Genomic DNA, 22250 nt, shown 5'->3' on the forward strand with positions numbered 1-22250 from the left:
ACGGATCACCCCCTACCTGTGAACACCTCGCTTACACAGACAAGTTGACAGGCCCTGCCGGTCAGAGACCCGTTCCTTCATCCCCGCTCCGTGACTACAACGTCATGACCCGCAACAGCTAGTTCACTATCAGGCCGGACCAGGCACACATCGCGTGACGCATGGTGAGGCCGCCTGCGTGCGACGTTACCTCCGCGACAGGTTCCGTGAGCCCCCGCCCACTGTCGCGGAGTACAAGGGCCGAACCGCGGCCCCACCACTTCGGAGGTCACGATGCCCCGCAAGCCCGCCGTCCACGATGTCGTCACGCTCGACGAACTGATGACCGCCAACGACGTCGCCGACGTCCTCGGACTCTCCACTGGAACCCTCGCCAACTGGCGCAGCCTCGGCATGGGGCCCACCTACGTCAAGCTCGGTGGACGTGTCCGCTACCGCGTCTCCGGAGTCAACTCCTGGGTCGCCAGCCAGGAACACGAGAGCGCCGGCTGACCCCCGATACCCTGCAGCACGGGAGAAGACACAGGAGGGCAGATGACCAGAGCCATCCAGAAGCGGACGCCACTGCCCACGCCGGTCAGGCTCGAGGACGCCCAGAACGTAGGCACTCTCCTCGCGGGCAGTCGCTCCGCCGAGACCAGACGCTCCTACGCCTCCGCGATGCGCACCTTCACGGCCTGGTGCCAGGAGCGCGGCTACCCCGCTGTACCCACAGGCCCGGAAGTCGTCGCGTCATACATCGCGCACCGCTCCACGTACGTCGCCCACTCGACGATCTCCCGTGATCTCGCCGCGATCGCCGCCACCCACCTGGACAGTGGTCTCGATGACCCCACGGCTCACCACGGAGTGCGCCAGGCACTCCGCTCCGTCGGCAGGACACTCGGGACCGCACCCTCACGCCGAGCAACACCGCTGACCACCACCCTGATGCGTCAGATCATCGACGCGATGGAGGACCTCGAGACCACGACCGGCAAGCGCGACCGCGCCATCCTGCTCATCGGGCTCGCCGCCGCTCAGCGCAGAAGCGAGATCGCCGCACTCACCACGAACGACATCGCCCGACAGGACGCCGGCATGCTGCTGCGCATACGCCGCTCGAAGACCGACCAGACCGGTAGAGGAGACCTCATCGGCATCCCCCTCGGCGCCCACCCCGAAACCTGTCCGGTGCTCGCACTCGAGGCGTGGCTCGAAGCCAGCGGCAGACGCCTCGGGGATGGAACCCCCGTGTTCTCCCGGATCTACAACCACTCCCAGATCGGCGCCACCGCGCTGTCGGATCGCTCCATCGCACGCATCATCCAGGCTCGCGCCGCGGCCGCCGGCATCAGCGAGAAGGACTACGCCCACACCGCAGGAGTCGCCCAGACCTGGGTATCCGGGCACTCACTGCGTGCGGGCCACGCGACTTCCGCCGCAGAGGAGGGCGTCGACCCGATGACGATCTCCCGCACCACCAGACACCGCCGACTGGACTCCCTCGCCCGGTACGTGCGCCCTGCCAGCGCCTTCGAAGACTCAACAGCAGGAAAGATCGGCCTATAGACGCACTGCGGCCCGGCACCCATTGAGGGGTGTCGGGCCGAGCAGTGGATAGAGCGGAGTCAGTTCGCCTTGGCGTAAGCCTCACGAACATCGGCGCGGATGCGACCCCGCTCCGAGACCTCGTAGCCGTTCGCGACCGCCCACTGGCGGATCTTCGCGGCGTCGCCGCCGGTGCTGGCACCGGTGCCGCGCTGCGCGCGACCACCAGTGCGCCGCGCCAGAACGGTCCACTTCTCCATCTCGGAGCGCAGCTGGCGTGTGTTGTCCTCGTTCAGGTCGATCTCGTACGAGACGCCGTCCAACCCAAACGTCACCGTGTTCGTGGCATCCGAACCATCGATATCGTCAACGAGCAGAACCTGGGTCTTGCGAGCCATTGGGACCTCCAGTGATTAGAGAGATTGCGCGGACAGTGTAGGCACACTTCCCTTGAGGAGTCATGCATTTTGGCGGTCACTGGGCGTTTCGGTAGTCCGCGAACTGTCGGCGAGAAATCGCGAGGATTTCATTGAGATGCGATCCGATCTCGCGGCGACTGGCCGGCTCCGTCACGCCGAGCTCTGCGACCAGCTCCTTGCGCGTAGGGAACTCTCCCTCGCCGTGATGCGCGAAGAACACCACCGCCACGCTCGCCATAGGGACTGGCGGACGCTTCGGCGCACGAATACGCGTAGCCTCCCGTTCGGCGTCTCTCCGCGCGCATTCGGCCACGATCGACCGAATCCGCGCAGTGCGCTCAGACACCCCCTCATCCGGTACATCCGTCCAGGCCAGACGATCCTCACCGAACAGAGACGGATCCTCCAACGGGATCGACCGGAGATTACCGAGACCCTTGATGGTGACCAGCACGGACTGCCGTGCGGCGTCCTTCCGCGTCGCGTACATGCGGGTGTTGTGGAAGTCGACGAGCTCAGCATCGGACGGGGTGCGTGAATGCTCGGCCTCGAACAGTTCACGGGAACGCTTCACCAGCTTCGCCCGACGATCATGAGAGCTGTCGCCCGGGACCCCGGCAGTGCCATTGAGCAGACCCTTCCGTCGGTCTTCACGGATCCAGTACCGCGTCTCCGCCTCCAGGATCGTCGGCAGGTTTCGTGTGTAGTTGAACACACTGCTGGTCCCGGGCCCGGACTTCGCCCTCCACCGCGTCTCGAGCATTCTCATCAGCGCATCTCCGAAATAAGAGAAGATCAGATCCTTGTCGTGGTAGTCCAGACGCGAAATATGCTGCGCCCTCTTCAAGACCCGCCCGACATCGCTTTCATGTGTAAACAAAAATTCATCCAGTAGAACCCGCTTCTCGCCCCGGGTCTGAGCGTGGAGGATCTGGCACATATCGGCCTTCCACGGCGTCTCGAGGGTGTCCCGATCGCAGTCGCAGCGACGATGATGAGCAGCCCGCCGACGGAGCCTTGCAGTCGTGTTCAGCAACAGCGCGGTCATCATGCGTCCTCCCGGGGAAACGGGGCGGCGGCGAAAGGGAATCCCGGCCAGACGGTGAGGTCCTGGGCCTGCTGGATCAAGCCATGGGAGATGAATGCATCCAGCACCGCCAGCAGGCGCCGTCCGCGGGCCTGCTCGTCGAGGATGAAGGCGAGGGTGACGTGCCCGTTCGCGGTGCGGGACTCGGTGGCCTCGAGGATGTGCAGCACCTGTGCGATGACGGCGCGGGCTCGTGCGGCACCGATCCCCGGTCCGGCGGTGATGATCTGCTCCAGGCGCAGACGCAGCAACGGCTTTTCGCCCGACGCCGCGGCGGCGATGATCGCCTCCCACGGGGTGATCGTGCCGTCCGTGATCAGCTGCAGAAGTTCGCCGCGCGCTGCGTTGGCGACTCGTCGCTGGCTGATGAGTAGCGTCATGTCGATCTCGTCGGTGGGGTGCTCAGACATCACTGGCCTCCACGATGTTGCGGACGGCGGTGGATTCGAGCGACGGGGCCACGGTCAATGCTCGGATGGCGCGTGTGGTGGACACCCGGTCAGTGGGGTGGAGGCCGTTGTAGCGGTCGATGATCTGCTCGAGGCCGGCGCCGGTGCCGAGTGAGCGGGCGACGCGACGGACTCGAGGGCCTACTTGGGGATCGCCGATGGCGACGCGGACCTGGTCGCCGAGGTCCCGGCGGATCTGGGTGGTGAGGTACCGGATCGGGTCGACGTTCCGGGTGGTGGCCGGGTCCAGGCAACGGTCCAGGGAGCGCAGTATGCGACTGTCCGGGCCGGCAGCGCCGTAGAGCACGTGGGTGACGACGAGGTCGAGCTGTTGATCATCAAGCAGCCTCACCGCGGTCTCGTGCTCCTCGATGCCGGTGATCTCCCGGAAGATCGACGTCGCAACCTGATGGACGCTCTCCTGGGCGTACTGCTCCAGGTGCGCGAGCATCGTCCACCGCGCGAGCTCACCGCGCTCGATGAACTCATCGAGCAGCCGCGTCGCCTGATACGCGGACAACACGGGTGCATGGTGCGCGGGCCACATCGTGCCCGTGGGGCGCCCGAGGTTGGTGGTTCCTTCGGCGAGGGCGATGGCGCCGGCCAGGTGGGTGCCGGCGGCGTCCACGCTCCATCCTGCGGAGACGGGGTGCCCCGTGGCGGGGTCGGCGGCGTGCAGGGTTCCGTTCCGCCAGTTGATGGTGGCGGGCAGAGTGCCGGTCCGAGTGGCTTTGTGGCCGCCGACGCCTCGGGCTGGGCGGATCCACATAGTCGGTGGCAAGGCATGCAGTCGCACCCGGTGCCGCGGTCGCGCCTGTTCGGTGGCGCAGCGCGCCCAGATCATCTGGTCCAGGAGCGTGCACAGCTGCTCGGAAGTGGCCCGGTTCATCGTCGCAGCCACCTCTTCCACCACGGCCGTCCAGAGGGAACGGTTCCTGAGTCTCGAAGGTCGAACTCCGGGTCCCCGGTGACGGAGAGGAGCACGTCCATGACAACGCCGTAGAGGGTCGGTACCGCGTAGGGGATGCGCCGGGCGACGAGGTCGTCGTAGATGCGGTCGTCGTAGTGGATCGCGCCCTTCCACGATGAGTCCCTGCCCAGCAGCTGCGGCAGCTTGCCGTAGTCGGTGATCGAGGGCCGGACCTTGTTCGCGATCGACATCATCCGCGTCGCCTCGGCGCCGTGCTGACGAAGCGACTCCATCGCCACCAACAGGTTCTCCACGCCTGGTGTGGTGAGCTCGCAGATCCCGACCCCGTAGCCCCCGCGCGCCAGCAGCGGCGCAATGACCCGGTCGATCACGCCGGTCGTGTCCAGGCCTTCGGTGATCTGGGTGTCGATGATGACCAGGTCGAACCGGGCCCGTGCGATCTGTAGGACCTCGGTGTAGTGCTCGGCCGTGACCGTAGCGATCTCCGCAGAGATATCTTCGCTGCCCTTGACCGGTCGGGGCGCCTGGACGAACGAGAAGGCGAGGTGATCGCCCCGGCCCTGATGTGCTTGGTTCAACTGGTCGGGGGAGAGGATCGCCGAGGCGGGGTCACCGATCATGACGGCGTCAAAGATGGAGGGCAGGTCGGTGGTCCGTACTCGCAGGTACAGGCCGAGATCGCCCTGGGCTCGGTTCGCATCGATCAGGCATACCGACTTGCCTCCGATCTCGGCGGCCGCCTGCGCAAATGCCAACGCGAGGGTGGACTTACACTCCCCGCCCTTCCCGGAAAAGCAGGCAATCACCTCGGCGGGGGCGGTGCTGCGCCGGCTGCGTCTGGTGGCACTGGCCTTGGTGACGTCATCCAGTGCGGTATCGGCATCGACCTCGCCCTCGTCGCCCGGCCTTTCGAGACTGTCGGAGAGATCGTCGAAGAGCTCGTCGTCCAGAGGATCGAGCTGCGGCTCCGGATCGGTGATCGGCGCTGAGTCGGTGCCAGCGGCGAAGGACGGCAGGGCGATCCGACGCCTGCCCGGAAAGACCGGCAAGCTCTCATCCGGTACCGACTCGACCCGGTGGCTGCGCGAGACTCGGTGAGAGGTGGGGGAGTGGAACCCGTCGAACTCCTCCTCATCCTCCGCCTCGGAGACATCCGACAGCGCTGCCGCGGCCTCGGGATCGTCGGTGGAATCCTCGAGCCAGTCCGTCAGCGCCGACTGCGCTGCGGCGCGTTTGGTGATGGGCGCAGACTCTGCGAGGGACGGCGCCGGGTGCCCGGCATCGTCGTCCTCATCGTTCAGCCAGTCCTCGACGGGCTCGACAGGCGCCCGATCAGACGAGCCGGGCTCAGTCGTGGCGGAGTCGTCGCCATGCTGCCTGACTGCGGGCGTCTCGGGCAGAGGCTGGGGGATCGTGCCGTCGGCCTCGACGCGGATGCCCTGCAGCGCCGGGTCAAGATCCTGGAAGCCGAGCGCACCGAGATACTCGCCCAGGCTCGACGCCATCGGGATCGAGCTGCGCGCCTCCCCAAGGATCGGGTCAGCACCGCGCACGATCACCACGGGAGCTGTCTCGGGCAGGCGGGAGATCAGCTGCTCGAGCCCGATCTGCTTGTGATCCTCGACCAGGACCGGCAGCGCCGAAGTGGCCGCCACCTCGCGGATGCGCCGAGAGGCCTCGGGGAACCCGTCGCCGGAAATGACCTCGAATCCGAAGCTCGCCAGCGCTTCTCGCACATGGGGCAGTCCGATGACTGCGAGTGAGTTGCTCATACTGGTTATATGCCACGGTGCACCGAATCAAGTGCACGAGACTTCGTTCCTGCAGGCAGACATGGAACGATGACCTGATGCAGTTCGAGCGGACGACGGGCGGAATCATGGAGATCACACGCGAGGAAGCAACCTCGCGCCGGCGTACATTCGCCCAGTGGGCCGCAGCCGCGCACGACCCCCTCGTGCCCATGACGACCCGCGTCGACATCGACCGCCGCTTCCGCGAATGGACCCGCCGCACTCCCGCCTTCACCATCGCGTGGGCCACCGGCGTGACGGCCACGATCCTGGACACCCTGCCGCCGTCGGACCCCTGGCGGACCCCGCACGCGGGCTTCGGCACCTTCCGCGACGGCAGCGACGTGACCTTCGTGCCCGACGATGAAGACGAATGGGACCGCGAACGGCTGCTGCTGGACATCAACCTCATCGCCATCGCCGACCCCATGCCGCCCGGCGCAGCCCGCGTCATGGCCGCCTGTGCCGCCAGCAGCGAAGACGGCCAATTCACCCTCACCGAGCTCCGCAAAGGGACTGAGTCCCGCCGCGACGCGGTCACGGCCGACATCGCCCAGTCGATCGTCCTGTGGTCGCTATGGCGCCGGCGCAGCTACTGCGGCAACGACGACGAGTTCCCCCTGTCGATGATGTACGGCTGGCTCTCCTACGCCTCCGCCGTCGAGGATGGACGCCCCGTACCGCACGAGATTATCGATCCCGACATCTTCACCGCCGCGCTCACCGACGAGGACTACCGCGCCACCGCGGACATCGAGCAAGAGACAGAGCGCGGCAATTCGTGAACGTCATAGGCTAGAGCGAGCACCCACTGCTTCCAATCTATGACCTGGAAGTACGTAGGCATGGCCAGTAGAATATTGTTCCCTCAGATTCGCCCGGCTCAGGGTGTACGTTCGGTTCGTCGACAGATGGCTGTGGCAAGCAGGTAACTAAAACGGCGCTCACAGCTTCGGTTCCTTTCGCACTTGGCGAGCCGAGTTGCCCTAGCGCAGCGCGAGGTGCCAACCGCCCGGTACCGGAACTCGCGAGGGCGTCCTCGACAACCGCGTCGAGCACCTCAGAGCCCATACCGTTGCAAACGAACTCACCGAATCTATCGCCATCGTCTCAGCCTGTAAGGCATGCTTGCACCATGGCAAGACGAACCGTCAGCAACGTACGAGGCGACATAGGAGAACTTGAAGCCACGAAGGTGCTCCTTGAGCACGGGGTGGCGATAAACTCGTTAACCCAATCCGATACGGGCTGGGATCTCCATTGTCACGTGCCAGAAGACATCATCCGAAACGCTTCCGGTCGCAAGGGTAACGAGTCGTGGATAATGTCCGGCCGCGCAGCACATTTCCAAGTAAAGTCTGGCGGCAAGGGTGAGCTTGATGTTGAGACTGTGGGCGGATGGTTGACGGGGGCAAGAATCGGGGTGCCGACTTTCATGTTCTGGAGCGATGACGATCGATCAGTCATAAGCACTCCGAACGAGCTGGAAGCTTGGCTTGAAACGGCCATCTCGAAAACTCGTGAACGTATCGAAGCCGAAGTTTTTAGTGACGTAGACGACAAGATTGCCGCCCTAGTGGATGAGGATTTAGCCGGCAGTTCCCCGACGGTTGAAGAACTCGCCGAGTTGAAGGCAAAAATGAGGAGAGAGCTGACTGAGAAGAAGGCTGCGGAAGCCGACGGTCGTAAATTCAATTTCGTGGCCCACGGTTCTACAACTTTAAAGCAGGCCGAGCTAAAATACTACAGATACTCTGTTAATACTTTCCCATCGATCCTGCAGTTCTGGGTTAGATACCCTGTTCTAGCTCTAGACTTTCCGCAGGTGACTGAATGGTTGGCGCGCGAATGTGACGGCGAGAGGGCGAACCCTCTGATGACCCTCGCCATTGAATTTGCTAACACAATCTGGTCGCAAGAGGGATTTGGATACCATACGGATCAGGACAAACTTGTGCGAGATCTTGAGGGCCTGTTCCGTGATGCTGGAGCTCAGGAGCCCATGGAAGATGCGACGGCGTATCTCGGTAGTTCCGATCATTTCGACCGACTTGCAGGGGACCGGTTGTACACCCGAGACTCGGTTCCCCACGCAGTATCCGCCTCCCTCGATAATCGAAGCCCTAGAGACTCTGCACGCTGCATACTTGCATATCTTGATCGTCTATATCGAGAGAGCCGGAAGGCCAGTTAATGGCATCTCGAGATGGGGGCGAGCCTCGCCTCGGGGCGCGGATAGACGATCTGAACCGGTAGAGACCGCAACTCAAGTCAACGCCCGCCTCGGTATCGCCGGCGACTAGCTCGGGGACGAGAGAGGGATCCATCGACCATCAGTTCAGGTCTTGCTGGTGCCAGGCCAGCCACGTGAAGAACCCGGAATAGACGGTCCGATGCACCGTGTCGAGCGAGCGATGTGCATGGGAACGCGCCCTTGTGGACTAGCGGACGCGCCGAACAGTGAGCGCTCGGCGCCTGGACCGATAGACATTTCCCTTATAAGGTCATGCCGGGGAACGTGGGATATGTACGCAAACCCCACCTGACCTGCACGTTACACGTTGGCACCACGGTGGCACTACTCTCGCCGGACGAGTGGCGGAAACTAGTCCCGACCTGCACGAACAGACGAATCTCGCGGGGGAGGCGGCTGTTGGCGCACCGTTGGCAAACCCTGGATGACCTGGGTAAACGATCAACGTCTCTGAGGCTGTCCAGACTGCCGAATGGGCGGGGATCCGGCCTGTCGAGGCGTGCACGTTGGCGCAGCGCCACCAAGCGCCCCTGCAAACCCGCAGGTCAATCCGGGTTTGCCAACACCGCCAACGGAGCGCCAACGCCCGAAGGTCGGTGTTCGTGCAGGTCATACCGCGTTTGACACCAAATCCCACATTGCGCGCCGGAAACTGCATACATATAGGGGATCTGGTTTCATATCTCCTCTTACTACTACTACCTACTTCTCTATAAAGGTTATAGTGGGAGATGTAGGATATGGGGGTAAACGCAGAATGACCTGCAGGTTTGGTGGGTGGAGCGTGTTGGCGTTGGGGTGGAGAAAATCGCCGAAAGCGTAGTTGACCTGCATGGACGCTCCGTTGGCGCATGTTGGCGCTACCCGATCCGTGGGCGAGCGTCCTGCGAGAGTTCGGCTCCGCCCACTGCGGCCGACATGAACACCCCGGATCCGCGCGCTCACACCCAGCACCCCGCCGATCAGGACGCCCACGCCCACCCCGCGGCCCCCGTCCCCACCACCGACGAGAGCGATGACGCCGCGTTCGACGAGGACGACGGACTGTCGGTCGCCGACATCGACACCGCGATCTCCGCCATGCGGGAAGAACCGTTCCCCGCCTCGCAGTACCCCGGCTCCATCGGCGACGTCTCGGTCACGAAGCTGCGATCCTCGATCGTTGCTCCGCTTGTCGCTCAAGCCCGCGGCTACCGCACGATCTCCGGCACCGACGACGCGAAGGATTCTCTGCGCCGCTTCGGATTCGACGGCAGGCGGAACCCCGGCCGGCACCTGCTGAGCCTTGCCAGGCAGGGCGCGTGGATGGAGATCCCGTACTTCAAAATGGATTCCATCGCCCGGGGCGAACCGATCCTCGGCACGCTGCAGCTGCGCCCGGAGAATGACCCGCCTGCGGGGTCCAGCTGGGCGAAGTACATGTTCCTCGCTGGTTCCGGCACCGCGATCGACGCCCATCCCGCCACACCGCCGGCATGGTTCGCCGACCCCACGGTCCCGATCCTGTTCACCGAAGGTGTCGTCAAGGCCGACTCGGTCCTGACCGCCATCCTGCGCGACAGCGGCGTCACCAGCGGGGCGCTGCGCACCGCCGTAGGCGCCACCGACCCCCTCGAGCAGCTGCAGGAACTGCTCGCGGCCATCCCGGCGGAGAAGCGGATCCTGGTCCTCGCGATCCCCGGGGTGCAGTCCTGGCGGCGCAACGACGAGTGGAACACCGTGAGCATGCGCGACCGGGACGCGATCATCTGCTTCGACGGCGACATCGCCCGCAACGCCGCCGTCTGGGACGCCGCTTTCGGCCTGATGGACTTCCTCGCCAAGCGCAACGTCGCCTCCACGCGACTGATCGACCTGTCTCCGCGCGGTGACGAGACCGTGGACCCCAAGCGCGGCATCGACGACTTCCTGGCCTACTCCGGCCGCTTCAGCGATGCCCTGGACCTGCAGATCACCGACCTGCCCGAGCGGCCCGTGGACGACACCGGCGAGAAGGGCCAGACGCGCGTATCCCAGGACGGGTTCGCGATCGAGGTGTGCAACTTCCGCCCCGACCCCGCCGGCGGCCCCGAGCTGAAGAGTTGGCAGAAGATCGACGACCTGGGTGGACGCCTGGTCAGCTTTGAAGAGTTCCGCCTGCCCACGGCGGACGAGCTCGACGGTGGACGGATTATCCCCGGCGCCGTCTCCCGCACTGAGCGCCAGGTGGTCGTCGCGGTCCAGTGGCGCACGGCCGACGGTCTGGTCGATACCGCCACGATCCGCGGCCCCAAGGCGATGCTGGATGAGGATCCCGCGAAGTGGGAGACCCGCTACGGCGCCGACATCCCCACGAAGGTCTCCGCCCTGCCGTCCTGGCCGCCCCGCTCCGGAATCAACTTCACCCGCGCCATCAAGGACTACCGCGCCTCGGAGACCACTGACGACGTGCTCTGGGGCTGCCAGGGTTGGGTCCCGACCAAGGACGGGATCCCGTCGTTCATCGCCGGACGCCAGGTGGTCGGGCCTGCCGGGGAGGGCGACGAGCGTGCCCAGGCTGGCCTGACTGCCGACGAGTTCGCCACCATCGACGACTTCGGCGTGATCGATGAGGAGATGAGCCCGGATCAGCAGCGGGATCTGCTGCGCCGCATCATCGACGCGTACACGTCCCCGGACACGTTCGTCGACCCGCGTTTCGGGATGGTTGCCCTGCTCGCTGGGATCCGCCCGATCGTCCCGATCACGCCGCACAGCGTCCTGTACATCGTCGGCGGACGTCGCTCGGGAAAGTCCTGGCTCGCGTCGATGATCCAGGGGTTCTGGGCCTCCCGTGGCGGGGCCTGGAGCGCCGAGCGGCTGCCCGGCTCGGCCATGGATACGAGGGCGTGGATGGAGAACTCGGTGTCGAAGTCGATGATGTGGGTGATCGATGACTTCGCCCCGAACTCTGATCAGCGCCAGTGGGAGAAGCAGACCAGTGACCTCGAGGCCATGGTCCGCTCCGCGTTCAACGGCGCCGGCAAGGGCCGCATGACCTCGGATATGAAGACTCGCGTGCAGAACCCGCCCCGCGCGTTCGTGGTCGTCACCGCCGAGAACGAGCTGCAGATCGACTCGGTCCGTGACCGGATGCTGACGCTGTACTCCGACGGTGGGGGAGGGTTCATCAACTCCGCCACCGCCGATCCGCTCGCGACGCTGAACGATATGCTCGCACGTGGCGACCAGGCCCGCCTGTCCGCGCAGATGCTGCGCTGGATGGGCAGCTGGTCCGCCCGCTCCGGATACCCCGCGGTTCGGACCACGTTCGTGCTTGAACGGGACGACTCAGCCCGCGACGCCAAGCGCCACGTGGAGGCGGCGCTCGGCAGCAAGGTCAACGCCACCCGCCACTCGCAGATCATGAGCGAGTACCTCCTCAGCGTCGCCCTGCTCGAGCAGTACGCGATCGGTCTCGACATGGACGAAGCGTTCCTCGCCCGCATCGAGGCGATGCGGGAGGATCTCGCGGAGCTGACTGTGGACCTCTCCCGCACCCAGCAGCAGCGCACGGCCGGCCACGCCCTGGTCGACGCGCTGCGGTATCTGCTGGAGAGTCAGAAGGGGTACGTGGAGTCCGTGGTGCCCAAGGATGTCGGGGCGCCGCCGACGAACGACACGAGCCTGAACCTGCGCCTGGGATGGCCGGCAGGCCGAGACCCTCGCGGCGAACTCCTGGGACGCTATGTCGCTGATGCTCGCGGCTCTGGTCGCGATGTCATCGTGTTCAACCGCGACGCATTCCAGGTCGCTCGCCAGCAGGCCCGGCACCTGATCCCGGCCGGGCAGACTGCCCGCACGAGCTGGCAGGCCGTCTGGCACGAGGGACTGGTCGCCGAGGGGATCTGGGAGCCGCGGGTCCGTGACGGGCTACGGACGGGTGATGTGGAGACCCGTACCGGCGGGGCCCGGGTGCGCGGCGTGCCGATCGACCTGGCCACCCTCTTCGACGACGAATGACGAGGACCGATTCGCGAGAGGTGTGTTGTAAGTTCTCGAACGATCTGCCCGAGACACAGCGCTGTGACCTGCGGTGAAACGCGTCGGACGATTACCCAGATTCTCGCCAAGCTGTCAGATTTCCCAGGCGGGCCGGAGCGGACGGGCCGGTGCACGAACGCATGACACACGAGACGTGGTGCCAAACGACGTCGAAGTTCCTGCGTACTGCTACGCCGTGTGAGGCAGCCCGAGCGTCTGGAAGTGTGATGCGTCGAGGAAACTGTGGATCGCGGAGATCCTTCCGTCATCGACCTGGAGGACATCGATCGAGAGCGCGGTGAACGGTCCGCCCGGAGATTGCGCGATGTAGTTGGCGATCGCCGGCGCACCGTTAGCGCGGGTCTCCACGAGACGCCAGTACCCGATGTTCGCCGGGTCGAGGAGATAGGTGAAGAACTCTCGAATCTCCAGTCGTCCCACACACGCAGCCTCGGGGGGCATGGTGAGGCGCGCGTCGGTGGTGAACAGCTCGACGAGGGAGTTGATGTCTCCGTTCTCGTGAGCCTCAAGATAGGCGCGCACGATCTGCGCGGTAGCGGAATCTTCGACGCCATCGGGGTGCCCCGAAAAGTCAGCTCCGATACGACGGGTCCTGGTCCGTGCTCGTTGGAGCAAGCTGTTGACGGAGGCAGTCGAGCAGTCCAGGAGCGCCGCAGTCTCCGCCGTGCTGAACTCCAAGAGGTCCCGCGCTATGAGCACAGCGCGCTGGCGGGCAGGCAGGTCGAGCAATGCCGCCATCACCTCGAGGGTGGTCGATTCTCTCCGTGAGACGAGCTCCGCAGGGTCATCGTGCTCCGGGTGCGGGGAGATCCTGCCTTCGTTCTCGAGGATCTCAGTGACCGAGGCGTGAGGGCCGGTGCGTCGCTCGTGGCTCTTCAGGAAGTCGAGGCAGGCGTTGGTCGCGATGCGGTACAGCCAGGTGCGTCCGCTTGAGCGCTCCTCGAACTGTGCGCGGGCGCGCCACGCCCTCAGGAAGGTCTCCTGCGCAAGCTCTTCTGCGTCTGTAAAAGACCCGGTCATCCGATAGCAGTGGGCGATGAGCTCGCGCCGGTGCGCGTCGAACAGCGCGCCGTACTTCGCGTCGGCCGCCTCTTGCCTGCCCTGTCCCGAATTCATCGGTGCGTGAAGGAGTGGTGCTCATGGCTAATCTGCCAGGTCCCTGCGTGGCGACGTAGTCCGAAAGAGAGTCGAAGCCTCCGGTCGGGATCCTGGGTGAGATCCTCGGTTGTGCCGCACTGCAGCAGGGCCCACGCGACACCGAAGTCATCGCAGTGCTCGACGTGGAGCTCGGTGATCTCGAAATGGGCGCCAGTATGGATCCACTTGAAGAGGGGCGTCCAGCTCGCCGAATAGTCGTCCAGTCCCCGGCGCCCTTGCTCGGGTGCGGGGACATCGAACATGACGATGTCGTCACTGTGATGCGCGAGGACTCCATCGAGGTCTTCCTGCTGAACGGCGCGAGCCCACTCGGTGATCAGTGTCCGGATGTCGGGATCGTTCATGGCTTCAGCTCCATCGCCGCGACCCCGGTCTCCGCGTCGACCGGGAATGAGACATGCTGGTGCACCATCTTCCACCCTCCATCAGTCCGGTGGAACACCCGGGTGCCTCGTGACCAGGACACCGTCTCGGTCCCTTCGGCGTTTGTCGATGCCATGCGGTTCAAGCCCCAGGCGACGGCCAGATCCTCGCGCACCATGACCTGCAGATCGGGCACTGTCCACGAGAAGTCCTCTCCCTGGTACTCGAACCCCTGTCGGCACTCCTCGCGAATGTCTTCTATCTGGGTGTACTGAAGTGGGATCGAATGCTCATAGGACACGATGTCGGGTGCGATCGGGAGCATCGTCGCGTCGAGGTCCTTCCTGCTGCTCGCCGCGAACCACTCCTCGTGGAGTTCGCGAATCTCGTGCTCGGCCTGAGGGTCTTGGGTGTTCATCTCGGTCCTCGATTCTCGTTCCGAAAATTCCGGGTCACAAGTACAGACGATCGAAGGCCTTGGATTCATCGGTATGCGTGTATCGACCCACGCGAGCAGTATCGAGGGGCCATCGGCACGGAGGAAGCGGCAGATGCTTTCTGGTGTCCTGCCAGGGGACGGGTGCGCCCACTGTCACCAGGTCCACGATCTTCACGAAGGGAGCAAGCATGGTCTCAACACTGACCCGCCAGGGCCTGCACCTCGACGCCCCTGATCTGGCCCGAGTACGCCGCAGGGCGCTGTCTGCGTCGACCGCCAAGGCGCTCTCGCACAACTGCGCGGCAGGCTATGCGTTCGGGAAGCTCCTCGGTGAGCAGGCCCCGGATCCGTTCGCCGCGACGACGCAGGGCACGGCAGTCCACTCGGTGCTCGAGGAGCTGTACAAATTACCTGCTGGCAAGCGGACTCGGCGGCGGGCGGCGAACATCCTGTTGTCGATGGTCGCGCAGTGGCGCCATGGCGACTTCCCGCAGCTCAGCGACCCGGTGACCCGGCAGTTGTTCATCGCTGACGTGATCGGCAAGTACCAGGGGATCTTCGACATCGAAGACCCGCGCGAGGTGGACGTGGTGGCGACCGAGTGGGCGCTTCGGGGGATCGAGCTCGGGGGAGTGCCGTTCATCGGCTTCGTCGACCTCACCCAGCGCGTCACCGCACGCGGACGGACCGGACTGCGACCGGTGGACTTTAAGACCAGTAACAAGGTCCCGGACAAGCGGAAGCTCGAGCTGTACGGCGATGACCACGGCGACCAGATCCGCCTTTACGCCGCCGGTTTGCGGAAGGTCCAGGACGAGCCCGTGATCGAAGGGCGCGTGAACTACACCCGCCACGGGAAGTCCCGGATCATCGCCGTCTCTGAGAAGCGGGTCGCCCAGACCGTGGGGGAGTTCGCCCGCGCCTGGGACACCCACAACGAGATGGTTCAGGAGGCGATGTTCCCGACCCAGACCGGGCCCCTGTGCGGGTGGTGCCCCCTGGTGAACCTGTGCCCTGCCGCGCAAGCCTCGAAGTTCAACACTGACCGCACCGACTCCCAGACCGCGCTCTGCGCCACGGATCTGATCGACATCGAGCCAGCGCCCCCGTCCCGCGAGGACCCTGCCTCGCCCACTGGCGTGATGTCCCCGGGAGAGCCGGGAGAGACGACGGAGACTTCGATGGAGGGACTGATCATGGCCGAGCATGCACTTGCCGAGGACAAGCCGTGGGAGGAGGTCGTGCGGGGCAAGCTCAACGGGGCGAGCTACGCGGCGACCGGCTACTTCGGAATCTCCAGCCTGGCCTACGAGCTGTTGGGCACGCACAGCGTCCCGATCCAGCGCATCGCGGTGGACGCCATGACGAACGTGCTCGCCTCGATCGTCACCGACGTGCAGGAGGGCCTGTCCGGGTCGACCTCGTTCCAGGAGGGCACCAACACTCGCATTCGGGGCGTGCTGCGCACGGTGCTCGTCTCCGTGCCCCCGCCGTTCGGAGAGGACGCCGAGACGTGGGCGACGTGGATCAAGATGGCCACCGGCCACACCCGATCGATCGCGGCTGCCGCGGTGCGCCTGGCCGGGACCGACGAGGTCACCACCGACATCGACACCCTGGCGAGCATCGCGCCCATGCGGAAGGAGGCCTGACCCATGACCGCTACGACTGATCACGTCCAGATCATCATGGCCGCCCACGACCGGGTGGCGAAGCTCGAGGTCACCGACGACGGCCTCGTGAAGGTCCCCGGTATCGAGCGGGCCGTGCCCCGCCAGGTGGCGGTGTCCAAGGCGATCCGTGAGCTCGTCGCCGAACTGTCCGAGGGCTCGACCTCCTGGAAGCTGATTGACCGGCTCACTGGTGCTGCCGATGGGCTGGAGCTGAAGCGCTTCGTGGGCACGATCGTGAAGGTGACGAGGGAGAAGTCCTCCACCCGCGGAAAGCTGCTGCTGTACACGGGCACGAAGAAGGAGATCGACGGTGTGGAGGCGGGTTACGAGATCGCCCGCACCGAGCGGACCGATGACCCTGAGGGGCTGATGCTCGCCTCCGAGGCGAAGGCCCTGATCGGCCATCGCGTCCTGTTGTGGGTGATCCTCGAGCCCTGGGCCAACAACGCCGACAAGAAGACCCGCGTGGTCCTGCACCTCATGGACCTCGGCGAAGACGCCCACTTCGACGCGGACACGCAGACCATCGCCGCCTGACCAGACCGCCCTCGACGACAAGGGGGTTCTTCGGGGCCGCATCCATCCCTCCACGAGGGGCGGGTGCGGTCCCTCCCCATGCTCCATCCAGGGGTAGTGAGTCGGCGGGCGCCGGCTGCCGTGGCGACGATTACGAAATCCTCCGCCCACTACCGATCCCGACACCGACCCCGTGCACTTGTGAGGAGCATTCATGAGCGAGCAGACCGTTCTCGACCCATCCGTCCGGGCAGACGCCCCCGAGGTCCAGGACGAGACACCTGCCTCGACGGAGCCGAAGCCGCGAAAGCGTCGGACCCCTTCGGCGAAGAGTGCGGGCAAGCGGGGCCGGCCCACGTCCCGGACTGTGAAGGCTTCGCTGCGACGCATCGCTGTGAAGGCCGAAGAGATCGCCGATGCCGACGACGACGTCCGCTTTCTCGCCGCCGAGCTCACCGGCGCGGACTCGCCCGGTATCGCGGATCTGACGACCACGATCATGGACGCGAAGACTTCGCCCCTCGAAGCGGCGGTCGCGGACCTCACGATCATCCAGGCTGGCAGCATCCCCGAGGCTGTCGTGCACCTGGTGGGCATGTCCACGCCCGAGCTGCAGGCACTGACCCAGCTCGTCGATGCATTCTCCGACCAGACGCTGCCGGGGCAGCTCCCGGCGAAGTCGACCGACGCCGCCCTGGTGCTCGTGGATCCCGTGAGAGCAGCCCACGTCAACGACAGTGCCCTCCAGCGACTCCTCGCCCTGCTGACCAAGTGAGACCGCCGGATGGGCTGCGACACACGAAGAGCTAACTGGGGAGAGGATTCGGATGCTGACCAGGAGACGTAATCAGGTTGCTGACCTGTTCGACACCGCCGAGGCGGTGCCGGATCCCTCCGCGCGATCCCGGGGCAAGCGCCGCTACCGTGCTGCGCGCCGGGCCGTGTTCGCCAGCATGATCCTGGCCCCGCTGAACGTGCTCGGCCTGATCCTCATGTTCAGCGTGGTCCTGAACGGCGTCGGGGCTACGGGACCCGGGACCGCACAGATCCAGGCCACCCAGACTGGCCGCACCCAGGCAGAGCGCTCCCTGGAGCAATGGCTGGCGAATGACGAGTCCGTGTTCGCCAGCGCTGAGATCACCTCCTGGGACGGGACCAGCAACATCGAGGACATCGAGGCAACAGAGCAGGACATCGGCTACCAGCTGATGACCCACGACTTCACCCTCCGCACCTCCGACGGGGTCTACTACCGGGCTGCGGTCCGCACCGCCTACTCTCCATCCAAGGGGGTCAAGGTGCTGTCCAACCCAACGGTGACACCGCTGCCTCCGAGCGCCGCCGCCGACTGGGAACCGACCGAACCCACTAACGGGTGGGGGACCAGCAGCGCATCCGCTTCGGCGACCGACGCGATCTCCTCGTGGGCGCAGGCGTTGGCTACCTCGCCGAACGATCTCAAGCTCGTCACTCGCGACGAAGACCCCGCCCACGTGTACTCCACCCTCACCAGCGTGGACGTTGCGTCCGTGTCGATCCTCCAGTCCTCCTCACCCGTCAGCGACAACGCGGAGATGGACACATCGACCGTCGTCGCGACCGTCTCGGTCGAGCTCACCGCTGCGAACGCCGAGGACGGTGGCGGGGATGCCTCGACCACGGTGCAGTACGACGTGCTCGTGCGCGGCGCCGACACCGCAGCACCGTATGTGACCGCGTGGGGACCGACCGGATCCGGGACCGGACTTGCTGACTACGAGAACGCAGTCTCCCTGGACGGCGACGTCGACGACACGGCAACGGGCTCCTCAGATGCCTCCGACGGCGGGGGAGAGACCGCCGAACCGGGACCGACCACCGAAGGGGAGGGGTGACATGGCGACCTCAACGAGGAAGGATCTCCGGCTGGAGGACCACAAGGTCCCGAAGATGCCGACGGCCACGCGGGTCCGCTACGGCGACGGTCGCGTGCTCCCCGTCGGCGGAGGGCTATGGCTGTACCGGAAAGCACCACTCGCCCCCGTCAAGGACGCGAAGACCCACAGCAAAGCACTCGAGGTCGGTGACCCGATCGCCGCCGCGATCGAAGAGCTCGCCGCCGAGACGCCGTACACGACCGCGCGCCGGTCGATGGCCCGTGCCCGCTACCGTCCCTTCCACCTGCTGCTGGTGAACCTGCCACGCCGATACTCGCCCCCGGAGGGCTCACGGCACAGCGAGACGCTGCAGCAGTGGTTCGGTGATGAGCGCACCCAGGACCGACTGCTGCTGATGGGCACCCGCCTGAACGACGTCGTCGGCGGCGCAGACCGATCCGTTCGAGATGTTCTCGACTCGGTCGCGACCTCGATGACCACCTATGAGGTCCCGATGGCCGACTACCAGCAGGACCTCGAGGACGTCGGCGACATGATGACCCGCTCCGGGTTCACCATCCCCACCCCACGCGACTTTCACCTCGCAGAATCCTGGTGGGCCGCCGGCGGATCCACCGGCGCCTCCCTCCTGCCCCACGCCGACCACCTGCATGTCTTCCGCACCGTGGCAGGAACGCAGACCGCAGCCCGACACGACGTCGACTCGTGCGCATCCTGGCCGAGTGGGATCGAAGGCCACCACGTGCTGCGCATGGGATCGGTCTACGGACTGGACCTGCCGTTCCAGGACGCCGCGAACTCACTTAGCACCTGGGCCTCGACCCTCCTAGACCGGGGCGCCGTGATGGTCTCGATCCGCGGCCTGATCGAACCGAGCCCGATCACGCGCAAGGAGCTGCGCCGGCAGCGGGACCGCTACCTGCGCGACATCCGCAACGCCAAGGCTCAGGGCAAGCTCGATGACCAGCAGCAAGAGGAGATGGTCCAAACCCTCGAATCGGTCGAAGGCGCCTATTCAACCGGGAAGGCGTTCCCGACGCTGGTGGAGACGAGCGTGGTCGCAGCCTTCACCGGGCAGGGCAAGAAGCGCCTGGACACTCTCGGCAATGGCACCGCATTCGAGGTTGCGCCGATGGACAATCGCCAGCCGCTGGCCCTCGCGGAGAGCTGGATCGGTTCTCCGGTGCGCGCGAACCCGCACCTGATGGATCTGCCGTCCTCGACGGTGGCCTACTCGGGCATCGCCTCACTCGCCACGGTCGGCGATGCCCACGGGGCGAACGTCGGATTCACGGTCAGTGACCGGCAGGAAGCCCTGATGAGCGCCACGGCATCCTCTGACACGGACGTCTACCCTCTCGCAGCGATCGTGGGCAGCTCAGGAGCGGGAAAATCTCAGTTCATGGCGTACTCCGCGTACCAGTACGCCCTCGAGGGCCGTCCCGTCATCGTCATCGACCCCAAGAAGGGCAGCGACTTCTCAGATTCGTTCGGCGATCACGCCACGACGTTCTCGCTGGACTCTTTCGCGGGGAACTCCGGTGGCCTCGGCGGCGCCGGTGGCACGGGAGTGTTCGACCCGCTGCGATTCTCTAAGACCCCAGGCGACGGGATCAACACCGCCGTCTCTATGCTGCATGCCGTGAGCCTCTGGCCGCACTCCACACAGAACTTCGAGGCAGACCTCCAGGAGGCCCTCAAGTACGGCGTCACGCGGGGCGCGAGAGCCATCGGCACCGCGTTGAAGATCGCGAGGGCCGACGGCAAGGCGACCCCTGAGCTCGTCGACCCGATACTCCGCCAGTCGAAGAACGATCCCCTGTTCGGCGCCATGGTCGGCCTGCAGGACGAGGGCGAGGTCCTCAGCGCTGCCGAGGGCATCACCTACATCAAGGTCGGCAATGCCAACCTCGAGCTGCCCCCGATGGGCGTCGACCAGAGCACCCTGGGGCTGACGCAACGAGTCTCTGCCGCGCTGATTCGCATGATGGTTTTCGGATCTGCTGAGGCCCTTCGTGGACGCCGCGGGGTGCTGATGCTCGACGAGGCATGGGTGTTCCTGGGCGCCGGGGCAGAGGAGTTGGAGCGCCTGGGCAAGCTCGCCCGGTCCCTCGAGGTGTTCCCGATCCTGTTCACCCAGCGGATCCTGGAACTGATCGAAGCGAACCTCACTAACCACATCGCCCGCGGAATCATCCTGCACACCAAGGACCCCAAAGAAGCAGAGGCCGCATTCCGACTGTTCGGCGTCGAACCGACCAAGGAGCGCCTGCAGTTCACGACCGCACCAGAGCGCATCGGAAAGGGCGGCGCGAACTTGGGCAGCCGCAAGCCACTGTTCGAGTACGACGACAAGGACAACCGCACCCGACTCATCCGCGGAGCGATCGGACTGTACTGCGACCTCGACGACCGCGCCGTCGACGTCGAGATCAAGATCCCGCCGGACTTCCTCGCGAAGTCCTCGACCAACGCGCTCGACCGCGCGCGTCGCGAGGGTCGCACAGTCATCTAGCTTCTGCCGGCCACCTGCTTGAAGGTTCCGGAGGCGTCCGAGGTGCTTCGGGAGAGCTATGCCGGCGGGGTGGGACTGTCCAGGACGCGGTAGGTGGTCTGGACCATCCCACCGTCGAGAACGGTGGTGCGGACGTGTTCCAGATGCACGCCTTTGGTCAGCGGGCCGAATAGTGACGGCCCCTCGCCGATGAGTACGGGCACGTGGGAGAGCGTGAGTTCTTCGACCAGTTCGGCGGCAAGGAACCAGCGGATGGTCTCGCCCCCGTCGACGTAGACGCGTCGGTGGCCGTCCCGCTGCAGCGCGTCGATCGCGGCCTCGCCGGAGCGGTGGACGGTGATTCGAGGATCTGCGTCTGCTGCGAGGGTCGTGCTGATCACGTGCATCGGCCGATCGAGGTAGGGCCATTGCTCGATGGACGCGATGCCTTCGAACGTACGCCGACCCATCACTACCGCGTCAACGGACTGCACAAAGGGCGTGAAGCCTGCGTCCCCGGCGGCCGCGCCACGGCTGGTGAGCCACTCGAGGTCGCCATCGGGCCGTGCGATGCGGCCGTCGACGCTCAGCCCGAGGAAGACGGCGGCACGGAGGGAACTCTGCGATGCGGCCACGGAAACGATCCTGTCAGCACTCAATGTCGGCACGCAAGGCAACTCGACCATCCGTCGCTGCGGATCTGGGCGCCCCTCGAGGACGCGGTGAAGGATCCGTAAGCTGGATACCAACGCCCAGCTGAGAGGGACTCACACGCGTGGGTGTGGGCGAGAACCTGAGTCCTGCCGAGTGCGACGTAGATGCCGCTCGGCTGGCCACCCTCGAAACTCGCCCGAGCGGTCACGCGACGACTGGCGATGTCCCGTGAGGTAGATTCCTCGCCCACTGCGCCGGCATGAACCCGCGTGCCCACGTCCGCTCGGCGGCCTCCGGCCTGTTAGACGAACGCGCCCGCCTCCTCGGACAGCAACACGAGACGGGCTCGCTCACCCGCGGTGAAGCCGCCGCGAAGATCCTCTCCGAAGCTGTCGACAGCGGAGTGGTCCAGCTGATGTGCCGGCGCCACCACCAACGGCTCGCCGAGGTGTGGGGCAGCGACGAGGTCCTCTCCGCAGTCACCACCATGCTTGTCCGCTACGCGCTCGGCGATGGTGAGCTCGACGGGCACCTGGAACCGCATCGATTCGCAGACGGCACGGTGTCAGCTGCAGGGTGGGTCGGCAAGG

At 65.6% G+C, this 22250-nt stretch carries 20 protein-coding genes; 10 read left to right on the forward strand and 10 right to left on the reverse strand.

What is annotated here, in order from left to right:
• The first annotated feature begins 273 nt into the window (after positions 1 to 273).
• Both INT49_RS18930 and INT49_RS18935 read left to right on the forward strand, forming a co-directional pair.
• Positions 274 to 492: a helix-turn-helix transcriptional regulator gene (locus INT49_RS18930; RefSeq protein ID WP_226851004.1), complete on the forward strand. Its 219-nt coding sequence runs from the start codon at positions 274 to 276 to the stop codon at positions 490 to 492.
• Between the two features lie 42 nt (positions 493 to 534).
• Positions 535 to 1551, forward strand: coding sequence for a tyrosine-type recombinase/integrase (locus tag INT49_RS18935; RefSeq protein ID WP_193119306.1), 1017 nt, complete (start codon positions 535 to 537; stop codon positions 1549 to 1551).
• A gap of 59 nt (positions 1552 to 1610) precedes the next feature.
• On the opposite strand, the gene INT49_RS18940 is transcribed toward INT49_RS18935, so the two are convergent.
• The 5 genes from INT49_RS18940 to INT49_RS18960 form a co-directional block, all read right to left on the reverse strand.
• Positions 1611 to 1928 (reverse strand): histone-like nucleoid-structuring protein Lsr2, encoded by a 318-nt coding sequence (locus INT49_RS18940; RefSeq protein ID WP_193119307.1) that lies wholly within the window; start codon positions 1926 to 1928, stop codon positions 1611 to 1613.
• 76 nt (positions 1929 to 2004) lie between these two features.
• On the reverse strand, positions 2005 to 3000 hold the full coding sequence (locus tag INT49_RS18945; RefSeq protein WP_193119308.1) for a hypothetical protein: 996 nt from the start codon (positions 2998 to 3000) through the stop codon (positions 2005 to 2007).
• Positions 2997 to 3446, reverse strand: a complete 450-nt coding sequence (locus tag INT49_RS18950; protein ID WP_193119309.1) for a hypothetical protein — start codon at positions 3444 to 3446, stop codon at positions 2997 to 2999. The genes INT49_RS18945 and INT49_RS18950 overlap by 4 nt, the downstream gene beginning before the upstream one ends.
• Positions 3439 to 4374 carry a hypothetical protein gene (locus INT49_RS18955; RefSeq protein ID WP_193119310.1) on the reverse strand — a complete coding sequence of 312 codons (936 nt, stop codon included), beginning with the start codon at positions 4372 to 4374 and terminating at the stop codon, positions 3439 to 3441. Before INT49_RS18955 ends, INT49_RS18950 begins: the two co-directional genes overlap by 8 nt.
• Positions 4371 to 6188, reverse strand: coding sequence for a P-loop NTPase family protein (locus INT49_RS18960; protein WP_193119311.1), 1818 nt, complete (start codon positions 6186 to 6188; stop codon positions 4371 to 4373). The genes INT49_RS18955 and INT49_RS18960 overlap by 4 nt, the downstream gene beginning before the upstream one ends.
• Before the next feature lie 107 nt (positions 6189 to 6295).
• On the opposite strand from INT49_RS18960, the gene INT49_RS18965 reads away from it, so the two are divergent.
• The 3 genes from INT49_RS18965 to INT49_RS18975 all read left to right on the forward strand — a co-directional run bounded on the left by INT49_RS18965 (position 6296) and on the right by INT49_RS18975 (position 12444).
• Positions 6296 to 6994 (forward strand): hypothetical protein, encoded by a 699-nt coding sequence (locus INT49_RS18965; RefSeq protein ID WP_193119312.1) that lies wholly within the window; start codon positions 6296 to 6298, stop codon positions 6992 to 6994.
• A gap of 350 nt (positions 6995 to 7344) precedes the next feature.
• Complete coding sequence (locus INT49_RS18970; RefSeq protein ID WP_193119313.1) at positions 7345 to 8403, forward strand: hypothetical protein; 1059 nt, start codon at positions 7345 to 7347, stop codon at positions 8401 to 8403.
• Between the two features lie 978 nt (positions 8404 to 9381).
• The gene (locus tag INT49_RS18975; protein ID WP_193119314.1) at positions 9382 to 12444 is read left to right on the forward strand and encodes a toprim domain-containing protein; all 3063 of its coding nucleotides are present in this window, start codon (positions 9382 to 9384) and stop codon (positions 12442 to 12444) included.
• Between the two features lie 210 nt (positions 12445 to 12654).
• On the opposite strand, the gene INT49_RS18980 is transcribed toward INT49_RS18975, so the two are convergent.
• Genes INT49_RS18980 through INT49_RS18990 form a run of 3 tightly spaced genes read right to left on the reverse strand, consistent with a single transcriptional unit; the run spans position 12655 to position 14425 of the window.
• On the reverse strand, positions 12655 to 13602 hold the full coding sequence (locus INT49_RS18980) for an RNA polymerase subunit sigma-70 (protein WP_193119315.1): 948 nt from the start codon (positions 13600 to 13602) through the stop codon (positions 12655 to 12657).
• Complete coding sequence (locus tag INT49_RS18985) at positions 13599 to 13988, reverse strand: YybH family protein (RefSeq protein ID WP_193119316.1); 390 nt, start codon at positions 13986 to 13988, stop codon at positions 13599 to 13601. Before INT49_RS18985 ends, INT49_RS18980 begins: the two co-directional genes overlap by 4 nt.
• Complete coding sequence (locus INT49_RS18990) at positions 13985 to 14425, reverse strand: YybH family protein (protein WP_193119317.1); 441 nt, start codon at positions 14423 to 14425, stop codon at positions 13985 to 13987. The genes INT49_RS18985 and INT49_RS18990 overlap by 4 nt, the downstream gene beginning before the upstream one ends.
• A gap of 209 nt (positions 14426 to 14634) precedes the next feature.
• Between INT49_RS18990 and INT49_RS18995 the strand changes: the two genes are divergently transcribed.
• The 5 genes from INT49_RS18995 to INT49_RS19015 all read left to right on the forward strand — a co-directional run bounded on the left by INT49_RS18995 (position 14635) and on the right by INT49_RS19015 (position 21027).
• Positions 14635 to 16098, forward strand: a complete 1464-nt coding sequence (locus INT49_RS18995) for a RecB family exonuclease (protein WP_193119318.1) — start codon at positions 14635 to 14637, stop codon at positions 16096 to 16098.
• 3 nt (positions 16099 to 16101) lie between these two features.
• Positions 16102 to 16656: a hypothetical protein gene (locus tag INT49_RS19000; protein ID WP_193119319.1), complete on the forward strand. Its 555-nt coding sequence runs from the start codon at positions 16102 to 16104 to the stop codon at positions 16654 to 16656.
• Positions 16657 to 16849: 193 nt separating this feature from the next.
• Complete coding sequence (locus tag INT49_RS19005) at positions 16850 to 17410, forward strand: hypothetical protein (protein WP_193119320.1); 561 nt, start codon at positions 16850 to 16852, stop codon at positions 17408 to 17410.
• Between the two features lie 52 nt (positions 17411 to 17462).
• Entirely contained in the window at positions 17463 to 18509 is a 1047-nt protein-coding gene (locus tag INT49_RS19010; RefSeq protein ID WP_193119321.1) for a hypothetical protein, read from the forward strand.
• A gap of 1 nt (position 18510) precedes the next feature.
• Complete coding sequence (locus INT49_RS19015) at positions 18511 to 21027, forward strand: ATP-binding protein (RefSeq protein ID WP_193119322.1); 2517 nt, start codon at positions 18511 to 18513, stop codon at positions 21025 to 21027.
• A 56-nt stretch (positions 21028 to 21083) separates the two neighbouring features.
• On the opposite strand, the gene INT49_RS19020 is transcribed toward INT49_RS19015, so the two are convergent.
• Together INT49_RS19020 and INT49_RS19025 are read right to left on the reverse strand one after the other, a co-directional pair.
• Complete coding sequence (locus tag INT49_RS19020) at positions 21084 to 21692, reverse strand: dihydrofolate reductase family protein (RefSeq protein ID WP_226851006.1); 609 nt, start codon at positions 21690 to 21692, stop codon at positions 21084 to 21086.
• Between the two features lie 269 nt (positions 21693 to 21961).
• Positions 21962 to 22192 carry a hypothetical protein gene (locus INT49_RS19025; protein ID WP_193119323.1) on the reverse strand — a complete coding sequence of 77 codons (231 nt, stop codon included), beginning with the start codon at positions 22190 to 22192 and terminating at the stop codon, positions 21962 to 21964.
• Positions 22193 to 22250: the final 58 nt, after the last annotated feature.

The organism is Brachybacterium tyrofermentans (assembly GCF_014897585.1).
GTDB classification, from domain to species: Bacteria; Actinomycetota; Actinomycetes; order Actinomycetales; family Dermabacteraceae; genus Brachybacterium; species Brachybacterium tyrofermentans.